General features: G+C 58.1%; 14 protein-coding genes and 3 pseudogenes. 9 read left to right on the forward strand and 8 right to left on the reverse strand.

Annotated features, from left to right (window positions below):
- From FXB41_RS31790 to FXB41_RS41815, 4 genes and pseudogenes are all read left to right on the forward strand, one after another.
- A pseudogene (locus tag FXB41_RS31790) lies at nt 1–117 on the forward strand (IS30 family transposase); the annotation flags it as partial.
- Nucleotides 118–157: 40 nt separating this feature from the next.
- Nucleotides 158–427, forward strand: a pseudogene (locus FXB41_RS31795) (integrase core domain-containing protein); the annotation flags it as partial.
- Between the two features lie 76 nt (nt 428–503).
- Nucleotides 504–773 carry a ThuA domain-containing protein gene (locus tag FXB41_RS41145; protein ID WP_246649387.1) on the forward strand — a complete coding sequence of 90 codons (270 nt, stop codon included), beginning with the start codon at nt 504–506 and terminating at the stop codon, nt 771–773.
- A gap of 170 nt (nt 774–943) precedes the next feature.
- On the forward strand, nt 944–1,108 hold the full coding sequence (locus FXB41_RS41815; protein ID WP_083869974.1) for a ThuA domain-containing protein: 165 nt from the start codon (nt 944–946) through the stop codon (nt 1,106–1,108).
- A 292-nt stretch (nt 1,109–1,400) separates the two neighbouring features.
- Here FXB41_RS41815 and FXB41_RS31805 read toward each other — a convergent pair.
- Nucleotides 1,401–2,353 (reverse strand): annotated as a pseudogene (locus FXB41_RS31805) (TMEM175 family protein).
- 789 nt (nt 2,354–3,142) lie between these two features.
- On the opposite strand from FXB41_RS31805, the gene FXB41_RS31810 reads away from it, so the two are divergent.
- From FXB41_RS31810 to FXB41_RS31820, 3 genes are all read left to right on the forward strand, one after another.
- On the forward strand, nt 3,143–3,352 hold the full coding sequence (locus FXB41_RS31810; protein ID WP_007601166.1) for a hypothetical protein: 210 nt from the start codon (nt 3,143–3,145) through the stop codon (nt 3,350–3,352).
- A gap of 1,422 nt (nt 3,353–4,774) precedes the next feature.
- On the forward strand, nt 4,775–5,392 hold the full coding sequence (locus FXB41_RS31815) for a lysozyme family protein (RefSeq protein ID WP_246649383.1): 618 nt from the start codon (nt 4,775–4,777) through the stop codon (nt 5,390–5,392).
- Between the two features lie 2,246 nt (nt 5,393–7,638).
- Nucleotides 7,639–8,913, forward strand: a complete 1,275-nt coding sequence (locus FXB41_RS31820; protein WP_007601160.1) for a patatin-like phospholipase family protein — start codon at nt 7,639–7,641, stop codon at nt 8,911–8,913.
- 115 nt (nt 8,914–9,028) lie between these two features.
- Here the strand turns inward: FXB41_RS31820 and FXB41_RS31825 are convergent, their stop codons facing one another.
- A complete protein-coding gene (locus FXB41_RS31825) occupies nt 9,029–12,379 on the reverse strand; it encodes an AAA family ATPase (protein WP_007601159.1) in 3,351 nt (1,116 codons plus the stop codon).
- A 746-nt stretch (nt 12,380–13,125) separates the two neighbouring features.
- Here FXB41_RS31825 and gspG point away from each other — a divergent pair.
- Nucleotides 13,126–13,542: a type II secretion system major pseudopilin GspG gene (gene gspG / locus FXB41_RS31830; protein ID WP_256375810.1), complete on the forward strand. Its 417-nt coding sequence runs from the start codon at nt 13,126–13,128 to the stop codon at nt 13,540–13,542.
- A gap of 106 nt (nt 13,543–13,648) precedes the next feature.
- Here gspG and FXB41_RS31835 read toward each other — a convergent pair whose 3' ends face one another.
- From FXB41_RS31835 to coxB, 6 genes are all read right to left on the reverse strand, one after another.
- Nucleotides 13,649–13,942, reverse strand: a complete 294-nt coding sequence (locus FXB41_RS31835) for a GYD domain-containing protein (RefSeq protein ID WP_219684590.1) — start codon at nt 13,940–13,942, stop codon at nt 13,649–13,651.
- Between the two features lie 34 nt (nt 13,943–13,976).
- Nucleotides 13,977–14,378, reverse strand: a complete 402-nt coding sequence (locus tag FXB41_RS31840) for a cytochrome C oxidase subunit IV family protein (RefSeq protein WP_219684591.1) — start codon at nt 14,376–14,378, stop codon at nt 13,977–13,979.
- 9 nt (nt 14,379–14,387) lie between these two features.
- The gene (locus FXB41_RS31845) at nt 14,388–15,110 is read right to left on the reverse strand and encodes a heme-copper oxidase subunit III family protein (RefSeq protein WP_219684592.1); all 723 of its coding nucleotides are present in this window, start codon (nt 15,108–15,110) and stop codon (nt 14,388–14,390) included.
- Nucleotides 15,111–15,125: 15 nt separating this feature from the next.
- Nucleotides 15,126–15,830 carry a cytochrome c oxidase subunit 3 gene (locus tag FXB41_RS31850; RefSeq protein ID WP_219684593.1) on the reverse strand — a complete coding sequence of 235 codons (705 nt, stop codon included), beginning with the start codon at nt 15,828–15,830 and terminating at the stop codon, nt 15,126–15,128.
- Nucleotides 15,827–17,602 carry a cytochrome c oxidase subunit I gene (gene ctaD, locus FXB41_RS31855; RefSeq protein ID WP_007601154.1) on the reverse strand — a complete coding sequence of 592 codons (1,776 nt, stop codon included), beginning with the start codon at nt 17,600–17,602 and terminating at the stop codon, nt 15,827–15,829. Before ctaD ends, FXB41_RS31850 begins: the two co-directional genes overlap by 4 nt.
- Before the next feature lie 74 nt (nt 17,603–17,676).
- Nucleotides 17,677–18,510: a cytochrome c oxidase subunit II gene (coxB, locus tag FXB41_RS31860; RefSeq protein WP_007601153.1), complete on the reverse strand. Its 834-nt coding sequence runs from the start codon at nt 18,508–18,510 to the stop codon at nt 17,677–17,679.
- 530 nt (nt 18,511–19,040) lie between these two features.
- Here coxB and FXB41_RS31865 point away from each other — a divergent pair.
- On the forward strand, nt 19,041–19,937 hold the full coding sequence (locus tag FXB41_RS31865) for a DUF2189 domain-containing protein (protein WP_219684594.1): 897 nt from the start codon (nt 19,041–19,043) through the stop codon (nt 19,935–19,937).
- Nucleotides 19,938–19,958 lie beyond the last annotated feature (21 nt).

Genomic DNA, 19,958 nt, shown 5'->3' on the forward strand with positions numbered 1-19,958 from the left:
CTGAGCATCCACAGCGCCGAAGAGATATCCGCTGTGGCAGCGGCCCTCAATGCCCGACCGCGGAAGACACTAGGCTGGAAAACGCCGGCGGAGGCGCTTGACGATCTTCTGTTATGAGTGAAAGTAACTGGTGTTGCGACGACCGTTTGAATCCGCCCAGTATGCCTCACGCGCCTATCGTGATGCTCTTACCGACGCCGACATCACCGCATCCATGAGCCGCAAGGCCGATTGCTACGACAACGCCCCGATGGAGAGCTTCTTCCATACCTTGAAGACCGAGCTCGTCCATCATCGCGACTACAACACCCGCGCCGAGGCTCAGCGCGATATCTTCGCCTTCATCGAGGGCTTCTACAACCGAACCAGGCTCCATTCCGCCATCGGATATATCGCCCCGATCGAAATGGAGCTAAAAGTCGCTTAAACCCGTCCACTTTTTCGGGGGAAGATCATACTCCGCCGGCTACCGGCATGATGTCATACCGCTTTCCAAGGTAATCCTGACCCAGCTCGGAAGCAATTCGGGTGCCTTTGAAGTCATTGCAACGGAAGACACGTCCGAATTTTCTACCGAAAACCTCGAGCGCTACGCGGCGGTGATGTTCTACACAACCGGAGAACTTCCGATGAGCGCCGCGCAAAAGAGAGCTCTTCTCAAGTTTGTGCGCTCGGGCCGCGGGTTCCTCGGGGTTCATTCGGCGACGGACACATTCTACACTTGGCCGGACTATCTCGATCTGGTCGGCGGCTACTTCAATGGTCATCCTTGACATCAGGCCGTGAAGATCGAGGTGGTTGATCCTGGCGATCCCCTGGTGGCTTTTCTCGGGAATTCGTTGCAAGTCGAGGACGAGATCTACCAAATCAGCGACTTCGACTATCGTGGTTCACGCGTGCTCCTGCGTCTCGACCCAAGCTCGGGGACCTTGGCAAGACCGACGTGCATCAACGTTTCTATGGCTGGCCTCTCACCTGGACCCGATTCTATGGCGAGGGACGAGTATTTTATTCGGCGCTAGGCCACGAGCCGTCAGTTTGGCAGGACGCCCGCTACCAGCGAATCCTCACGAACGCTATCCTCTGGTCTATGCGAAGGTCGCCCTAGGAGACGCCGCCGCACTTCGCATTTGCGCCACCGCCGGATTCGTCGGGTGGTGTCCGTGCCAGAGGTTCGGACGGTCTTGGTCTGCGACCTTCCGTTCCGGGTCATAAGCGGTCCTGGACCGGTTGCTTGTGGCAGGTCGGCAATGGCCAAAAGGCGGCTTAGCAACCCACGTTCGCTCACGCTCCCGGCGCTTCGGGTTTCAGATAGACGGTCAGACAACAACAACAAATGGCAAGTCCAACCAGAGGATATTTAAGCGCAACACCCGCGGCCAGCCCAAAAAGGCATAGAGTTACGATCGGTCGGACAGGCATGAGACCCTGCGCACCTTCGGCGGCGTATCATCGACCGGGGCGCGGTCGATGAGCTCCAAGATCAAAAATATATAGGTCGCGTTCACCAGGAAGAATACTGCCGCGTAGAAGGCAACCGGCTGCGGGGCTAATTCGCTCACGGCCATCCAAGCGGTTGAGAGCGGAAGCAACGATACAGAAAACAAATGCGCGAAATTAAACCACATCAGGCGGGGCGTGGCATCTGTCGCATAGCGCATGAGATGATGGTGATTAGCCCAAACAACGGCGATGAACAGGTAGCTCACAGCATAGCTTAGCCATGTAGGCCAGAGCGCAAGCAACGCTTGGAAGGTCGGCTGCTCCGGCGGCGGAGTTCTAAGACCAATACTGTGATAAGGACAGCGAACACGCCGTCGGAAAACGCGCTCAGTCGCTCCGGGGTCGCTCTAGCGCGGGGCACCGCAGGCCTCCACCGTTCCACTGCCTTGCGATTGCAACAGAAACGATAATCGGGCCAGACCGAAGAAGCAACCCCAAGCTCCGAGGAGGTTGCCACCACTAACGGAGTGGCCTCAACGCATGTCTCCTGCGGGTCAAAATGCGAAGAACTCAGCCTGAGCAAATCTTGTCTTCCATGCCTCAATAAGCGGACCTCTAGAGCGATGCTGCCTCTTCGCTGAGGCCCACAAGCGGCATTCCCAAGCAAGCTCAAACCGGAACAGCGAAGTAGACGGTCCTGCCATTCAGCAGTAGCATTCTGTCGCTTAGGTGGAGGGCGATCCGTGACGTTGAACAGACGAGAGACGCTAAAGATTTCCGCAGGAGCACTTCTCGCACCGGCGCTGGCACCGAGACTCGCGGCGGGACAATCTGCCCGCACGATTGTGTTGTTGGGCACCACCGGCGGTCCGCCCTTGCAGGTTGGGCGAGCTGCACCTTCAAATGCCATTGTAGCCGGGGGCTCCCTTTACGTTATTGTTGTGGCAACGGCGTTGCCCGACAGATCGTGCAAGCTGGTCTTGGGCTAAACGCGTTAAAAAGCATTTTCATTACGCATCAGCATTCGGACCACAATCTAGACTACGGGCCGAGACTTACTTGAAATTTGAATTTAGCGTCGCGTTTGACAGTCAGGTCCGCAATGGGTCTTGGCTGTGTAAAAAATGCAGCGCCGCACAAATTACAGAGAAAAGCATTCCTTCAGAAGCCTGTTCCGGGAGCGTGAGGAGCATACTGAACTGCGACGCCGCTCCATCTGAGAAGCAGATTCTCCGCGCTACGCGAGATTTCACGTTTTCACGCAGCCAGGGTCAAAACGCGAAGCGCAGAGCCCGAGCAGGTCTAGTCGGCTATTCTTACTGAACAGGCAGTCAGCGAAAGACGTAGCTACATCGCCTACGGGCCAGATGCATCGCCGCCCACGGTGACGTGTCGGCGCTGCCGTGCAAGAGCAACCACACGGGGCGAATCCGTGAAGACGGCGGTTGCCGCTTCCCGCTCGATTCCGCCCCCAATCAACAACATCCGAAACACATCGTGACTGAAGTAATTGCATACGCAGCAATTTGACGGCGGCCGGGGCTTGCTTCAGTTCGTTCTGTATCCGGAACGAACTGAAGGAAAGTCGCTGGCGTTGCAGATTTACAACCCGCACAGCCGACCGAAATACTAAGCTCGGCCATTGAGACAACCGAAACATATTTCATTCTTAGTTCAATATGGTCAGCGGGGACGAACGATGTTTGATATCTATCGCAATGACAAGCGCGGCTTGCTCGTTCTAAGTACAGGCTCTGCCGTACCTGCGCTTTACTCTGCACATACCTGGCGCAAGAGCAGAAAACGAGTTCTCAACGTTAGCAACGAAATCAAGTCAGCCGTTCAGGCACAAGGCTATTACATCCGCAGCCTGCGGGCCACTAAGGAACGAATGATCTACGTCAAGTAGGTCGGCGGCCGGTGTTCCCCATTTGCAAATCTCTATGACATCGGCAGGAGCCAATCCGCCAAGATCGCGCTTCGTCCACTGTCGACGCCCGCGCTTCGATGCCACGGGCAAGTCTGTTTGGTTGGCTGGGACTGATCGCCGCTTGCTCGGGTTCGAACAATGACCGCCAACGTGACCGCGCGCTTTCCGACGGAGGTGAACGCCCGAGTCCGGTGATGTCCCAGGGTGGAAGGTCGACGCAGCAGCCAGCGGCCCTTTTCGCCATCCGGACGAATTTAGCGCTAAAACTTCGACACCGGGGCTGGCCCGATATTTTACTTGTCCATTTTGACCCGGTGCTTTTCCACCGCGTGGACCGGCGGCCTCGCTTAGAAGTCTCAGATAACCTGCCGACGGTTTGCAGTGATCGCTCACGATTGCGTAGCTCACCCTCACGTGCTGCCCAGCTGCTGAAGTCCTCCACGGCGGAAATGTACTCCGCCGTCCCCCTTGCTGTTTGAACCAACTCACAGACGCACACCTCCCGCTGCAAAATGCAGTCGCGAACTTGCCAGGGCGTAGCGAGGACGAGACGGCGTCGAGCTGGGGTTCGGTGACATTTTCGAAGTGAGAAGCCGGCAGCGCCACATCGGGTTGACTATCCCCTTCACTCGGCCAGTTCGCATGATCCGCGTTAACCCTGTCTTTGATCTTCTCCCATAGCAGCGCTTCCCGGTTCACCTCTGCCGCTAAGGGGCCTTATTGGACCTTTGCAATCCGTCCTTGATTTCTGGAGCTCATTTCTAAGAGGATTTGAGTGAGGTTTCTCGTTCGGAGGGCGTGAAATCAGATGAGAGTAGCTCTCTTCCTAATTGGCCTCGGTACACTCGCCGTGATGGAGCTCGAGGCGCCCCCGCGCATCACAGAGCCTGTGAACGAGCCGCCGGCTCTCGCAACGGTCGGATTACGTCCCTCACACGATACACTGACCAAGGCAGACCGGCTCGAAACTCCGCAACTCCAAGCGCCACCGCAGCCACTTTCCTCGAGCGAACTAAAGGATCCGCCGGACCACATTGCGATCGTTGCACCAGCACATTCGAAGATCATCGAGCAGAAAGGCAACGCAAGCGGAAAATCCGCGATCATGCTGCCCAGGCCTCGGCCCCGCCACGGAATTTCCAAGGCAAGCGCAGGCGCCAGTCGCGCCAAACCAATCGCGGAGGCAAAGCCGTGCCTGTCAGGTGCCTTCGATGGCGTTTTGAAAGCATTAAACCTGCAGACGCGATGCCAGACCTAGAGCACGGATTCCTCTACGTTGGGACGACAGCTGATGGCAACCCGCGGCTCCCGCCGCATGTGTCAGAGCAAATACGCCGCGACGAGGAAATCCGACCGCCTCGCCCCGACGAGCGTGGATCCGTTGTCGCCGCGCGGAAGTGGTTGTCCGCGGAATTCATCACGCTCGTTGTTGGACTGGCAATCGGCCTGGCTTTCGTCGCAAGTTTCGTCCTGTTTCGCGATGCTCAATTGAAGGGGAAATCGATCGACAGAGCGGCTGCGAAGGCATTGGTCGAGCGCATTATCATAGCCGAGTCCAACGGTGACCCGAATGCAAGGAACAAGCGGTCGAGCGCCACCGGCGCCGCCCAGTTTCTCGATGATACGTGGCTCGAAGCCGTTCGAAGGCACCGACGCGATCTGATCAAGGGCCGCAGCGACAAGGAAGTCTTGGACTTGCGCGGAGATGCCGAGCTTACGCGCGACGTTGCCGCACGGCTGGTCGAGCAACATGCCGCGATGCTGACCAAGCGCAGTCTGCCGGCCACGCCCGGTTCTCTCTACCTCGCCCATTTCGCGGGACCGGCGGGAGCCGTGGCGCTATTTTCCGGCGCAGAAACTGCCGATGCTGCTTCAGTTATGGCCGCCGCTGACATAACGGGTCGAACCACACGCGAAAAGCTGGTCAAGGCGAACGCGTTCCTCAAGGCGACGACCGTCGGCGATGTTAAGAGCTGGGCCGATCGCAAAATGGCAGTAGGCACTCGGCCTGGCCGTTAGCGGCTCAGATAACTACGCGATTTGCGGTCGCGAAGCTCTCGGCTGGAAGCCAGCTCGGTAGCCGATCCATAGCGTTCAGGACGGCGCTTGCCAGATCTCACCTGACGCAACCTCATCGATGAGGGAACCGGCGGCAGCGCCGCGGCTTGCCCGTCGCGATAACCACCATGTCCCCGTACCGCAGCGCCGGCGATGGCGTCCGCCGCTCCGCTTTCTGAGGAGACCCACTTTTGCCGATCAAGATGAAGGTCAGTGAGGTCTTCGGCGAACTGTGATTGTTGTGCAAAGGGGCAGCCGATGAACTGATCTGATTGCCGGCACGATCAGAGGCCCTTCAGTTCACGCTGGCGCGCCTCCTGCACACGGCTGTGATGCGCATTGTGTGAAGTAGTTCACAAGCGGCAAGTATCACCGAGCGTAGCGTGTACGCTTCCACTGGAGGGAAGCGCAATGAAGTGGAAATTGGCAACCTATCGAATGCTCGCGCTGACCGCCGTTGTTTTGATGGCGGCTGGTACTACTATGGCGATCGGTACTCCTCGTGGAGTCTATGAACCGATGTTGGGAACCGATTGGCAATGCACCCGGACCATGCTGCTCGTGACCACCTGTGCTCACTCAAGCAGTAGATCGGAATAAACTCCGGATGCTTGCAGGCGCACGCAGGGCGACGCTCATACCTATTTAGAAGGGAGACTGAGCGTGTTTGCAGACCACAGAACGGTCCAGGTAGTCCTCAGCCTCAGCTCTGTCGGGTCCCTCAGGGCTCTTTGACACCCCTCCTTACCAGGTTGTCACTGGAGGTGCGGCGGTACGGCAGAGACATTAAAGCATTATAGGAACAGACATTGAAAGGTGAAGAACCGTAGCCCCGGCGATGGCGCCTGGCTGTCACGGCGGCTGCATTAGTCAAGACAGCTTTGCTGACCGATTCTTCAAAGCCGAGCGACTAAATACCAGTAGCTTTTATTCCACGAGAACTCCAAATTTCGTGAATTAGATGGCTCGCTTTTTATTGGGGGACATTGCGATGGCAAACCTATCGTTTCCCGTGAAGCTTTTCGTGGCTTGTTTGCTTTTTATGCAGCGAAGGCGCATCAGGACCACAACCACGATGGCGAACATCGCTTACTGAACCTGTTTGGAATCTATGAAAGACATTCCCGCGAATTTGCTTCAGCTATGGGCAGACCGCGCTTGAACTGCTCGGTCCCGAAATCGTTGGCGCCCTACTTGGCCCGCGCGCCCAGCAGATCGTAGATGGCAGCGCACAATATGACCATGCAAGCGACTTTCTCCGCTCCTCAGAGACATAGAGCGAAGGGACGCACTGACGATTGGTAGCCTGTCGGCGAACCAATGACGTGAGGAGGCCAGTCGCTCCGCACCGGTCTCGATCCACTAGCGGATAACCGCGCCGATGGCGTGAACCGCAGGGCCTCTCGCTCAGGCCGGATCTACGAATCCCCCTAGATGCGATGTGCCTTCGCAGGCTTGTATCTCCGCCCGAGGGTATTGAATTGCGGCTCTGTGATCTACCTCCAATTGCAACTTTTTCCCAAATGGTGCAGTATTGGGTTTTCATCCCGGCCCGCATTTTAGGAATCCAATGGGTGTCAAATTTGTACTGGCGAAGCTCCTCGAAGCGGAGCTTAACGCACGACGCGTGAGATCCATACCGTCATCAGACTGCGTCGACATCGTGCATCGTTTGTTGGAACAGCTCACCGAAATAGAGCTTACCTTGGCCGCGCGCGAGGTAGATGAACAGTCTCGACGCTAGGCTCTTGATCGGAGCGCATCTTCATAAGGTGGCGCGATCAGCGCTTATGCGTTTTTTTTTGCGGAAAGAACATTGATTAATGACTAAGCCAGATTGCGTAATAGTTCGGGCCTATGGACGACAGTTGGATCAGCTCCGCTCAGAGGCGGCCCGGATATCAAAAGGAAGGAAGATCGACTGGTGGGTAGAACGTGCGGACTCCGGGACCCGATTCTGTTTCGAGGACACCGACACAACGAAAGCGTTCGCTTCTATCTGCGAGAGCTTAGCGATCCCCTGCCGCGACGTCTAACTCGCGTCGCTCGGGGTCTCGGATCAACCACCACGGCTCCCGCGCATCGTTCTGCCAAAGTCCGGCCAACGGAGAGTCCGAACGCTTTTCAATAGGCATGAAAACTACTAGTCTTCCGCGGCAGTGAAATTCGATCGGAGCATAACCACACAAGAGTCAACGGAGGATGCCATGGCGAAGAGAGCAATAACGCTCGGGGGTGGTGGACCGGCGGCAGGGCTGCACATCGGGGTTCTGGAAGCTCTCACCGCACACAACATAACGTTCGATGTCTGGGCACTGTCCTGCATCGGCGCATGGGTCGGGATCGTCTACAACCAATGGGACGATCATGAAGACAAAGTCGAAAAGACTCACCAATTCTTCAGGAATGGCGTCTTTCGGGACGACGAAAGCTATAAGCGTTTTCCCATAAACACAGTCTTCGGTCCGGATTGGCGCAGCAACATAAAGGCGCTGAACAACTTCGTCAGCGATTCCGACAACTATAAGGACTTCCTATGGGATCCATACCGGATGATGGACGTCTTCCAGGACTCGATGGAGATTTTGTTCAATCAGCTGCCTGACAGAGACAGAAAAAAGAAGTTCACAAGATTGGATGAAGGGGATTTCAATAGATGGATTCTCAATCAAGCGATGGCAACCAATCCCTTCATCCGTTATTTGACGTCCTTAATGTACCTTTCCAAAGTCAACGGCCTGTCAAGGATCAACTATCCAGATAGCGAGTTCATGAAGGGGATAGATTTCGAACAGCTGAAAAAGCCTGGAAAACCAGTAATCTTCCATAACGCCTGGAACCTTGATCAGCAGAAGCTCGCATTATTTTCCAATCGTCCCATGAAAAGGGCGAGCGGAAAGTTTATGTTTGAGGGCCCTATCGACGCAAGCACCTTGTGTGCGTGTTCAGCTCTTCCCTTCGTCGAAGGTACCGTAGAGATTGGCGGAGTGACCTACTGCGAAGGGGCGCTTGTCGATACCGTCAACTTCGAAAGTTTGCTGGAGGAGCACCCGGAGCTGGAAGAGATATGGGTGAGCCGGATTGTCGATTCAAAGCAAATCCGCAAGCCGGAGAATCTTCATGACGCGCTGGCAAATCTTTGCCAATTGTTCGCCTCGACGGTTGGCGAAGATGACGTCAAGCTTTTCAAATACCACATCCGGTGTGACAAAAAATCGAAACAGGAGGAGGCAAGGGACAAGAAACTCAAGATCATAGAGATTCACGTTCCGGGTCACATCAATTTCAAATGGAATCACAGCAATCTCGATAATGGACGCAAGCTGGGAAAGGCCGCTGCGGAGCAGGCGCTCGAGGCATTCGGAAAGCATGAGGCGCGACCTGCGCACAACGGGCCGCATTTCATCAACGAGAAGCCAGAGGGGTCAGCTTGGCAAAGCGTGTGCGAATATCACAAGGAGCTGAAGCGAGCCGCTGCATAAAGGCTCGAGCATCATTGGAAGGGCGGAAGTCTTCCGAACGGAAATCCTCGACCTCGAATAATGATTTGAGGCCAATCATCCGGGCCTGACGCAACGAACCGGCGTTTTGCGATAGTCACCGCAGCTTGTCGAGCAGCGCCTTCGCCTGCTTCATATCTCTCGTGTCGAAGCCCTCGGTGAAGGAGTCATAGATCGGCGCAAGTAAATCGAGCGCCTGCTCGCGTTGTTGCTGATCGATGCATAGCGCGGCAAGGTCTGTCGCGGCCCGAAGCTCAAGGGCCTTGGCGCGTTGCCCCCTTGCCATGGCCAATGCCTGTTCGATCAGTGACTGTGCCACAGCCTCGACATCTGGTCCGCCGCGGCCTATTAGCACCCGTGCTTTGAGTCGGTACAACTCGGCTTCCAAAATTCGTTCGCTGTTGCGGGTACTTATAGCGAGGCCCGACTCGATCAACTCCAGCGCGGGCTCGTAGTCTCGATCAATCAACAGGCGCTGACACAAAAGTACCAAGAGCGCGGTAATGGCCAACTGATAACCTGCGTGACGATACTCGTCCAACGCAGGACGGATTTCTCCGAGCGCGTTGGGTGAGGGATCGAGCGATGCCATGCATATGCCGCGAACGGCGCGGGCCAAACGCCACTGCCGGAATCCATGCTCCTCTGATAAGGCGATACAGCGCTCGGCATAACTTTGCGCTATCAGGAATTCGCCGCGGAGAGCTTGGAGAATGCAGGCATAATAAAAAGCGTATGCCTGCGAATGCGGATGGCCAATGGCATCCGCGCGCTGAATTGCAGCGTCCATTCGCATAATGGCCGTATCGTCGCGGCCAAGTAGCCACAGTGGCCACGACATCAGCGCAAGGTCGGCCACGCCGGCATCCTGGCCGGCCACACGCGCTGCCAGTCTATCCTCCTCGCTGCTCGCCTCGAAGGCTTCGAAAGCCCGTTCGATCGCTTCCTGGGCTCCGGTGATCTGTCCCATGAACAGGCGGATCATCGCCTGCCCGCGCATCGCATTGAGCAAGGCTGGCCGGTCGCCGCGCGTTTGGGAGAGATGAAGCAAAGCGGCGATCGTTTCCTGGGCCAGCGGCAGCTCACCGCGAATGACGCTCGCAGTGGTTAGCCAGAACATGACCTGAAGTTGCTCGGGAGGATCTCGCAGGCGCTCGCACAGCTCTCGCGCGCGGGTAAAGGTAGCCATCGCCTTGTTGGAGGCCGGCCCTTGGGTAGCGATCAGGCAGGGGCCTAAAGCGAACTGGAGGTCAAGTTCAAGCCTGTCGTTTCGTGCGTCATCGGGCCGATGGCTCGTGGCCTCGATCCCTCGTTGCAAGTGCGCAATGGCCTCAAGATTGGCGGAGCGCGTGGCTGCCTTCTTGCCGGCTTGCAACCAGTATGCCTCCGCTTTTTCGAACAGTCCGGCCTCAGTGAGATGGTGCGCGAGCGTTTCGGGCTGAGCATCCACAATTTCCGGGAACCGTTGCTCGAAGGCCTGCGCGATCGTGGCATGCAGCGCTGCGCGTCGGCTCTTCAGGAGCCCTGAATAGGCAGCGTCCCGCACAAGTGCATGCTTGAAGGTATACACCGCCTGCGGTAACTCGCCGCGGCGGAAGATCAACTCCGATCGGACCAACTGGGCAAGAGCCTCCTCCAGTCTCTCTCTTGGCAACCCGGCCACCGTGCTCAGCAGTTCGTACGAAAACTCGCGACCCACCACGGCGCCGACCTGAGCTACCTCCCTTACCGGGGCCAATCGATCGAGTCTGGCCATTAGCGATGCCTGTAACGTGGTCGGAATCGCCATCGCTGGCAGAGGGCGGCTTAGGGTGTAATGATCGTCCTGCTCTTGCAAGAACCCGGTTTCGAGCACGGTCTTGGTCAGCTCCTCTACGAACAGAGGCACGCCATCAGTGCGGGCGAGTATCTGATCCAAAACCTCCTTCGGGAGCGCCTTGCCGGCGGTGACCCGCTCGATCAACGCCGCTCCGTTGCGACGGTTAAGTCGCGTCAAAGAGAGCGTCGTAACATGCGCATGACCAGGCCAAGGCGGCGTGAATTCCGGTCTCGCGGTGATGAGCAGCAGCACCCGAAGCCGCGGTACTTGTTCCAAGGTCATCGTCAGGAGCTCGAGAGAAGTCGGATCCGCCCAATGGACATCCTCAACAATGACGAACACTGGTTGCAGTGCTGCCAGGCTTTTCAGCTGAGCCAATAGCGCCCCTAATGTCATTTCTTTGCGCTTTTGCGGGCTCAGCTCCTGCAGTCGGTAACGCTCACCGAGTGGCAAGGACAAAAGATTGGCCAGAGGCACTACGCGATCTGCGTCAGCTCCGGATCGACCGAGCAGGACCTCAAGCTTGGCGAATTTAGCCGTCGGCGAATCACTCCGCTCGAACCGGGCGGCTCGTTCGAGTTGCCGGATAAACGGGTACAACGCACTATTAGTATGATGCGCCGAGCAGAATTGGCGCACCGTGATGTGCTCCTCTCCTTGCAGCCGCTCGTCGAGCGCCAAGGCGATATGCGATTTACCGATGCCCGCCTCTCCGGTAAGCATTACTGCGCAACCCTCGCCGCTCATGGCGCGCTGCCAGCGACGCAACAGCAACTCGATCTCCTCCTCGCGTCCAATTGGCTGCGTCAACTGAGTTTTGTGCTGGGCCTCGAAGCGGCTGTCGATGCCGGTAGTGCCCAGCACCTGCCATGCTTGTGTTGGCTCCGCCCAACCTTTCAGGATGACCGGGCCAAGATTCCGGAATTCAAAATGTCCTTCGGTTAGCCGGTGAGTACTCTCGCAGATCAGGACGGCGCCCGAATCGGCGAGCGTCTGCAAGCGCGCAGCTAAATTTGGTGTTTCGCCAATAACCGCCTGCTCTTTCGCCGCACCTTCTCCCGTCAAATCGCCTACGACCACCATCCCGGTAGCAATCCCGACGCGGACTCGAAGTTGCGTGGACGGGAATGTCTGGAGGTTGGCCACGGCATCGACCAGCGCCAGCCCGGCGCGCGCCGCTTGCTCGGCATCATCCTCGTGGGCATGTGGATAACCGAAATAGGCGAGCACTCCGTCGCCCATGTATCGCGCGATGATACCCTCATTCCGAGCGATCACCTCCGCAATGCAGCTGTGGTAGGCGCCAACAACCCCTCGCAAATCTTCGGGATCAAGACGGGCCGAGAGCGCCGACGAGCCGACCAGATCACAAAACATAACCGTGAGTTGACGCCGCTCGGCTCCGTCCCGCGCCGCCTTGCCGCCCGCTTGAGGCGTGCGCGCAATGTCGCCCTTGAGCTCCGTGATAGCACGCAACATCTTGCGGCGATGGCCGAGCAGGACACCGAGGTCCTTCAGGTCCTGCTCGGTGAGATCCCCAACAACTGATAGGTCAATGGCGTTCTCGCCAAAGCGCTGAGCGTACTCTCCCAAACCGATCGATGATAGCCATTCTGCAATACCGGACATGGCACACCTATTGGCTGTTATAATTAGCATAGCACGTCAAGAACGTAAGCGTAGGCACATCTGAGACGAAGGCATGAAGCCCGGATCTTCCCGCAACGCAAAACCGGCACTCCTCCTGGCTCAGGGTCGGCGCGGTCAAGCACGGTCTCTGAAGGTCCATCGTGGCGTTCGCTTGATGCCGATCACCTTCCGCTCTTCCACGTCTGAGGCGCCAGAAGCGGAAGCCGTAGCGCCGGAGATGCAGGCATTTGAAGGCACTGGCCATCGAAATCGATGGCGCCCGGGATCAATGGCGAGCGTCGTCGTTCCCCGAAATGCGATGCTTGCCAAAAATAAGGCAGTGCTTGCGGCGGCTCATCTGTTCGCCGTGAGGAACGATTGCATCAGCCCCGCTTTAGCCGTCCGCACCTTCAAGAGTTTGATCGGGGATTTGCGATACCCGGCCGTCGATCGAAGGACCGGTCCAATACGTATCCTTCTCGTTGTGCCCACGGTTTCCGAACCACGTCTCGAGCCTGTCTCACCACGATGAGATCAACGACGCCAAGGCTTGAGATGACCCACTACTGTGGAGGCGCTGTTCTCTTACCGGAGGGCAGCTTAACTCCCCGACCTCGCGCCCTGATAGCCCGCCATCTTGGTCGTTTGATGTTTTGACGATACGAGAGGAAGAGCAAGTCCAGGTTGAGCCATGCGCCAGCATCAGCGTAGTTTTAATCGGTCGAACCGCTCCCCAGCGTGTTTTGTTGGAGCAGGACAGCTTCACGCTCGTCGAAATGCTCGTCGTGATTACCATCATAGGTCTCGTCGTCGGTCTGGTGGGCCCGCGTGTGCTCAACCATCTGTCGGAATCGAAAACCAAAGCGGCCAGGATTCAGATCGAGAGCTTTGCGCAAGCGCTCGACCTGTACTATCTCGACAATGGCTCATATCCGGCGACGGGTGTTGGATTGGCCGTGCTCGTGCAGAAGCCAAACAACGTCGAACGCTGGAACGGGCCTTACTTGAAAGGCAGCGTGGTTCCGAACGATCCTTGGGGCAAGCCATATGAGTATGCATCTCCGGGGACGCATGGGCTAGCCTACGACCTGGCGTCCTTTGGAGCCGACGGTCGCGAAGGAGGCACCGAGCAGGCAGCCGATATCGCTAACTGGCAGAAATAGTGAGCGCCGCACCGTGGCCGCGAGCGCGTCCTCTGCGTCCAGGACGACATCGTCCGCGTTACGCGTCCTTGCGAACTTCATCCGGCCGGGATAGTCCCCGAGCCGACTAGCCGAGCGAGTTGATGATTTCCCGATAGGCGGCTTCGGGAAACGCCTTCAACGTGCGCGTCCGAACGTTTCCCTGCATCCCCAGCTGCAGGCTGAAACGCGCCGCGACCGCGTCGTCCGGGGCTTCCAGGATCACGACCATGTCATAGTCACCCATGGTCAGGAAGAAGGATTTGATCTCGCCGCTCATATCCTTGAGAGCCTTCTTCGCAGCGTCCAGACGGCGTGGCGAGTCCTTCGCCTTCTGGATGCCTTGCTCGGTCCAATTTGCAAGCATGACATAGGTGGTCATTGCCGTCCTCCTTCTGGCACGAAAGCAATGCTAGCTATGCCGTTGAGGCGAAAAACAAGACCCGGAGCAGATGCGTGTAGTCGGATTCGAGCACCATGATCGTCACGAAGACCAGCACCAGCACCGGCGGCAGCAGGATCGCGTAGGCCAAAGCCAGCCGCTCCCAGGCCATGTGCATGAAGACCGCAACGATCAGGCCAGCCTTCAACACCATGAACAGCAGGATCAGCGACCATCGGAGATGGCCGTGGAGGCCAAAATAGTCGACGAGATAGGAGCAGGTGCTGAGAACGAACAACCATCCCCAGACCACGAGGTAAAGCTTGATCGGATGCTGCTGGCCCTTTGTGTGCGTGGCTCCTGATGCAGATGCGTCATGCATGTGAGCTTGCAGCGGGTGTTGCTTTGCTTCCAGATGTACCGCGACGTTTGTCATGCTGCGACCTCACCAGAGATAAAAAAGTGCAAAGATGAACACCCACACGAGATCGACGAAGTGCCAGTAGAGGCCGGTGATCTCGACGATCTCGTAATGCCCTTTTCTGCTCGTAAAGAAACCGCGCCTCTCGACATCGAAGTCTCCCCGTAAAACCTTTCGCGCAATGGCGATCAGGAAAATCACGCCGATCGTCACATGGGTGCCGTGGAAGCCGGTGATCATGAAGAAGCTCGAACCAAACTGCGCCGCACCCCAGGGATTGCCCCAGGGCCGGACGCCTTCCACGATCAGCTTGGTCCATTCAAAGGCTTGCATTCCGACGAACGTTGCGCCGAATGCTGCTGTGGCCAACATCAAGGCCGCCGTCTTCACGCGGTCGCGGCGATAACCGAAGTTGACGGCCATCGCCATCGTCCCGCTGCTGCTGATCAGGATGAAGGTCATGATCGCAATCAGGATGAGCGGGATTTTCTTTTCCCCGATCGTGAGGGCGAAGACCTCGCTGGGATTGGGCCACGGCACGGTCGTGGACATTCGCGCCGTCATGTACGACAACAGGAAACAACTGAAGATGAAGGTGTCGCTGAGGAGGAAGATCCACATCATGGCCTTCCCCCAGGAAACGTTCTTGAAGGCGCGCTGATCCGAGGACCAATCGGCGGCGATGCCTCGCCAACCTGCAGGCCGCGCCGGCGGTTCTACGTTGTTTATCAGCGCCGTTTCTGCCATCTGGTCCTTGCCTCCCTAGCTCAGCAACTGGCGACAGATGTCGACGAAATTGTCTGTCCAGCCCGTCAGCAGGCCGGCCAGGACCAGCCAGACCAACAGCAGGAAGTGCCAGTAGATAGTGCAGAGTTCCACGCTCAGACGAATTTGGCTCGCCTCGGCGCCACGCAATACCTTGGCAGCCGTTCTACCGAGCGCCACCAGACCGCCCATCAGATGCAGCCCGTGCACAGCGGTGATCAGGTAGAAGAACGAATTGGCTGGATTGGACGCCAGGAAGTACCCGGCGCCACTCAGCTGGCGCCACGCCAGCAGTTGCCCGACAAGGAATGTAATGGCGGACGCTCCACCCGCGCACAGGCCGATGCTTATGCCGTCGATGTCGTCGCGGCGCGCGGCCATATACGCCCATTGCAGTGCCACACTGCTCAAGACTAGGACGCCGGTGTTGAACCACAACAGCGCTGGCACTGGCAGCGTCCGCCAGTCCACCATGTTCATGCGCATCGAGTAGGCGCTGATGAAGAGTGCGAATAGCGAGCCGACGACCGCGAGAAATACGCCCAATCCGAGCTTCGCCGCCGGCAGGGACGAGGTACTCTCCTCGCGAAGATCGACCATCACGCCTTCCTCCAGCCATGGCTTGGCTGCCAGCCGCTGTTGCGAGAGCCACCATCCCGCAATTGCGGCTATTCCAGCCATGAACAGGATGATGGCGCTCATGCGTGGGGCCCTTGCGCCGACAATCCTGCCGGCGGTTCATTTTGCGGCACGAAATCCATGGCGGCGCCGGGGACGCTGTAATCGTAGGCCCAGCGATGGACGATCGGGAGCTCCTTGCCCCAGTTGCCATGCCCCGGCGGGGTCTCTGGCGTTTGCCATTCCAGCGACGCGGCGCCCCAGGGATTGCCGCCGGCCTCTTTTCCTTTGAACAGGCTCCAGATCAGATTGAACAGGAACACGAGCTGGGCGAAGCCGACGATCAGGGCCGCGACGCTCATGAACGCATTGAGGTCATGGGCGGATGCCGGAACGAATGCCGTTTCGCCGATGTCGTGATAGCGGCGGGGCATACCCAACAGGCCCAGATAGTGCATGGGGAAGAAAATCGCATAGGCGCCGAGGAACGAGACCCAGAAGTGGAATCGTCCAAGCGCCTCATTGAGCATTCGTCCGGTGACTTTCGGGTACCAATGATAGATTCCGCCGAACACCGCCATGATCGGCGCAATACCCATCACCATGTGAAAATGAGCGACAACGAACATCGTGTCGGACAACGGAACGTCTACGACCACGTTGCCGAGAAACAGGCCAGTCAGGCCGCCGTTTACGAAGGTGACGATGAACGCCAGCGCGAACAGCATCGGGATGGTGAGATGAATGTCGCCGCGCCAAAGGGTCAGCACCCAATTGTAAACCTTGATCGCAGTCGGGATGGCGATGATGAGCGTCGTGGTGGCGAAGAAGAACCCGAAATACGGGTGCATGCCGCTCACATACATGTGGTGCGCCCACACGACGAAGCTGAGGGCGCCAATCGCGACGATCGCCCAGACCATCATGCGATAGCCGAAGATGTTCTTCCGGGCATGGACGCTGATCAGATCGGAAATGATGCCGAAGGCCGGCAAGGCGACGATGTAGACCTCGGGATGACCGAAGAACCAGAACAGATGCTGGAACAGGATCGGGCTGCCACCCCCGTATTTCGTCAGCGTGCCCATCTCGACTAGCGTCGGCATGAAGAAGCTGGTTCCCAGCAGGCGGTCGAGCAGCAACATCACCGAAGCGACGAACAGCGCCGGGAAGGCCAGCAGCGCCATGACGGTGGCCGTGAAGATGCCCCACACCGTCAAGGGTAAACGCATCAACGTCATGCCGCGCGTGCGCGCCTGCAGCACTGTCACCACGTAATTCAGCCCGCCCATGGTGAAGCCGATGATGAACAGGATCAGGGAGGCCAGCATGAGAACGATGCCCCAATCCTGCCCGGGAGTACCGGAGAGAATCGCCTGCGGCGGGTACAGCGTCCAGCCGGCGCCGGTGGGCCCGCCGGGTACGAAAAAGGTCGAGGCCAGCACCACGACCGCGAGCAGGTAGACCCAGTAGCTCAGCATGTTCACATAGGGAAACACCATGTCCCGGGCGCCGACCATCAGCGGGATAAGGTAGTTGCCGAAGCCACCAAGGAACAGCGCGGTGAGAAGATAGATCACCATGATCATGCCGTGCATGGTGATAAACTGGAGATATTGGTTCGGATCGATGAACGAAAACGTGCCGGGGAATCCGAGTTGCAGCCGCATCAGCCATGACAGCACCAGCGCAACCATCCCAATGGACATCGCCGTGATCGAGTACTGGATGGCGATGACCTTGGCGTCCTGCGAAAAGACGTATCTCGTCCACCAGCTTCTCGGATGATAGAGCTCGACCTCGCCCACTTCGGCGGGCGGGACGCCTGCGACTGTGTCAAACGGGACATCGACCATCGGAATCCCCTCCTTGGTCTCTCTCTTCAACGAAGAGTTCGCCCTCTGCTATGCGGCGCTCCTCGCCGATGTTTTCATTCGCTCTCTCTCGTGTAAGCCGCTTTCGCGACATCCCGCTGCCCGGAAAGCTCGGCGAACGTCCGCTGCTTGTCCAGCCACGCGTGATAGTCTTTCTCTTCCTCTACGACGACCTTGCTCCGCATCTGCGCGTGCGCGGCACCGCAGAGTTCCGCGCAGAGAACCTCGAATGTTCCGGTGCGCGTGGGCGTGAACCAGTAATATGTGACCGAGCCCGGTATCATATCCATCTTCGCCCGAAACTCGGGCACATAGAAATCATGCAGGACGTCAATCGAGCGGAGCAACACCTTCACCGGTTTCCCGAGCGGCAGGTGCAAGTCGTCATTTTGAATGACGACATCGTCTTGGCCGGCGGGATCGTCGGGATTCAACCCCATGGGATTTTCGGCACTGACATAGCGGGCATCGGAAGTCCCGAGCCGGCCGTCCTTTCCGGGAAGCCGATAGCTCCATTGCCATTGCTGTCCCATGACCTCGACCTCGGTCGCATTGGCCGGCACTGTGACGAACTGGTGCCAGACGACCAGGCCGGGTGCCAGCATGGCTGCGACGCCGATTGCAGTACCGACGCTGAGCCACCATTCGAGCTTCTTGTTTTCGGGATTGTAGGCTGCGCGCCTTCCCTCCGTGTGTCGAAAGCGGAAGACGCAATAGGCCATGAACGCGACGACCGCGAAGAAAACCGCCCCGGTTATCCAGAATGTCAGGGTGATCGTGTCGTCGATGTAGCGCCAGTTTGAGGCGAGCGGCGTCCACCACCACGGGCTGAAAATGTGAAACAGCACCGAGGCGATTGCGACCAACAGCAGAATGATTGCTACAGCCATCCCTCATGCATCCTTGCCGCTAAAGGCTGCGGATACGAACCAGAGGGCGGAGCTCACGTCTGCTGCGATGGCGGAATCACATCCGCCGCCGTCATGCCTCTTGCCTCGCCCATTCAACCGGTCGCGACGCCGAGTGCACGTTACGACCGCACAAGTCTCAACGGAGCTGGGGGCGTTGGATTCAACATGGTACGCGTCGAGCCGGGCGTCAATAGTGGAGTGTGTCGCACCGCGAGGTCTCCGGCATCATTTCAAGCCGGCGGTGGAGGCCGGCAGCGATCGCTTGGTGACGCAACGCAACAAAACGAACTGTGCAGATGCACAATTCACCCAGCCGCAAGCGCTGTCTTGTTTCTTCCACCCATCGCGCTAAGCTGGGTGCACCGGTCGCGACGGGTGTCGTCCGGCAAAGCTCCTTCTCGTTGAATCTGGTTTGCCGGGCTCAATCGCGATTTTCGCGCATGAGGCGAATGTGCGCGACTTGAAGGCGCGCCATTTCCCCTGCGATCAGAAGCAAGGAGACCGGCGCCATGACCACCGTATTCGCAAGACCCAGACTGCAAGTGTTTGGCGTCTCCACCCCGTTTGTCGTACGCAAGATCAGCCTTTCCGATTTGGGCAACGCGTTGCGACTGGGCTGGGAAGACTTCAACGCCATCCCATCTCACGCCATCGTCCTCTGCGTGATTTATCCCGTCCTCGGAATTGTCCTATTTAGACTTGTCATCGGCTATTCGGTGCTGCCGCTGCTGTTTCCGCTGGCTGCGGGCTTTACGCTGATCGGTCCCTTTGCCGCGCTCGGCCTGTACGAGCTCAGCCGCCGCCGCGAGCGCGGAGAGGAAGCAGCGGCTTGGGATGCCATGCAGGTGCTGCGCGCACCGTCTTTCGGCGCCATGCTCGAACTCGGCATCCTCCTGCTGGTTCTGTTCGGGGTGTGGATCGGCGCCGCTAACGCGATCTACGTTGCAACCTTTGGCCACGCCCCGGCTGCAAGCATCCCTGACTTCGCAACGCGTGTTTTGACGACGCCGGAAGGATGGTCGCTTATCATCGTCGGCTGTGGCGCCGGCTTCCTGTTCGCCGTCGTGGCCCTGTGCGTCAGTGTCGTGTCGTTTCCGCTGATGCTCGACCGGCATGCGACTGCGATCGACGCAATCCGGACGTCGCTGCGGGCCGTGAGGGAAAATCCAATTGAGATGGCGGTATGGGGTCTGGTTGTTGCGGCACTGCTGGCGATCGGTTCGCTACCGTTCTTCGTCGGTCTCGCCGTCGTTCTGCCGGTGCTCGGTCATGCCACCTGGCATCTTTATCGGAAGGTCATCGAGCCTGACCCGAACCCGCCGGAAGAACAGCCGCGCCCGCCGATTGGTCACCGCTATGCGGCGGATTTCCCGGCCTCACTCTTCCCGTGGAGCCGCGAACGCTAGCCGGAGGCAGCAACGAACGGT

Origin of the sequence: Bradyrhizobium canariense (assembly GCF_019402665.1) — a bacterium.
Taxonomy (GTDB): Bacteria; Pseudomonadota; Alphaproteobacteria; order Rhizobiales; family Xanthobacteraceae; genus Bradyrhizobium; species Bradyrhizobium canariense.

What these genes read in the sequence shown, in the direction of transcription:
- FXB41_RS31810 (WP_007601166.1), top strand. Translation starts at nt 3,143, where the DNA reads ATGTTTGATATCTATCGCAATGACAAGCGCGGCTTGCTCGTTCTAAGT.
- FXB41_RS31850 (WP_219684593.1), bottom strand. Translation starts at nt 15,830, where the DNA reads ATGAGCGCCATCATCCTGTTCATGGCTGGAATAGCCGCAATTGCGGGA.
- coxB (WP_007601153.1), bottom strand. Translation starts at nt 18,510, where the DNA reads ATGGCTGTAGCAATCATTCTGCTGTTGGTCGCAATCGCCTCGGTGCTG.
- ctaD (WP_007601154.1), bottom strand. Translation starts at nt 17,602, where the DNA reads ATGGTCGATGTCCCGTTTGACACAGTCGCAGGCGTCCCGCCCGCCGAA.
- FXB41_RS31865 (WP_219684594.1), top strand. Translation starts at nt 19,041, where the DNA reads ATGACCACCGTATTCGCAAGACCCAGACTGCAAGTGTTTGGCGTCTCC.
- FXB41_RS31840 (WP_219684591.1), bottom strand. Translation starts at nt 14,378, where the DNA reads ATGACAAACGTCGCGGTACATCTGGAAGCAAAGCAACACCCGCTGCAA.
- FXB41_RS31835 (WP_219684590.1), bottom strand. Translation starts at nt 13,942, where the DNA reads ATGACCACCTATGTCATGCTTGCAAATTGGACCGAGCAAGGCATCCAG.
- FXB41_RS31845 (WP_219684592.1), bottom strand. Translation starts at nt 15,110, where the DNA reads ATGGCAGAAACGGCGCTGATAAACAACGTAGAACCGCCGGCGCGGCCT.
- FXB41_RS31825 (WP_007601159.1), bottom strand. Translation starts at nt 12,379, where the DNA reads ATGTCCGGTATTGCAGAATGGCTATCATCGATCGGTTTGGGAGAGTAC.
- FXB41_RS31820 (WP_007601160.1), top strand. Translation starts at nt 7,639, where the DNA reads ATGGCGAAGAGAGCAATAACGCTCGGGGGTGGTGGACCGGCGGCAGGG.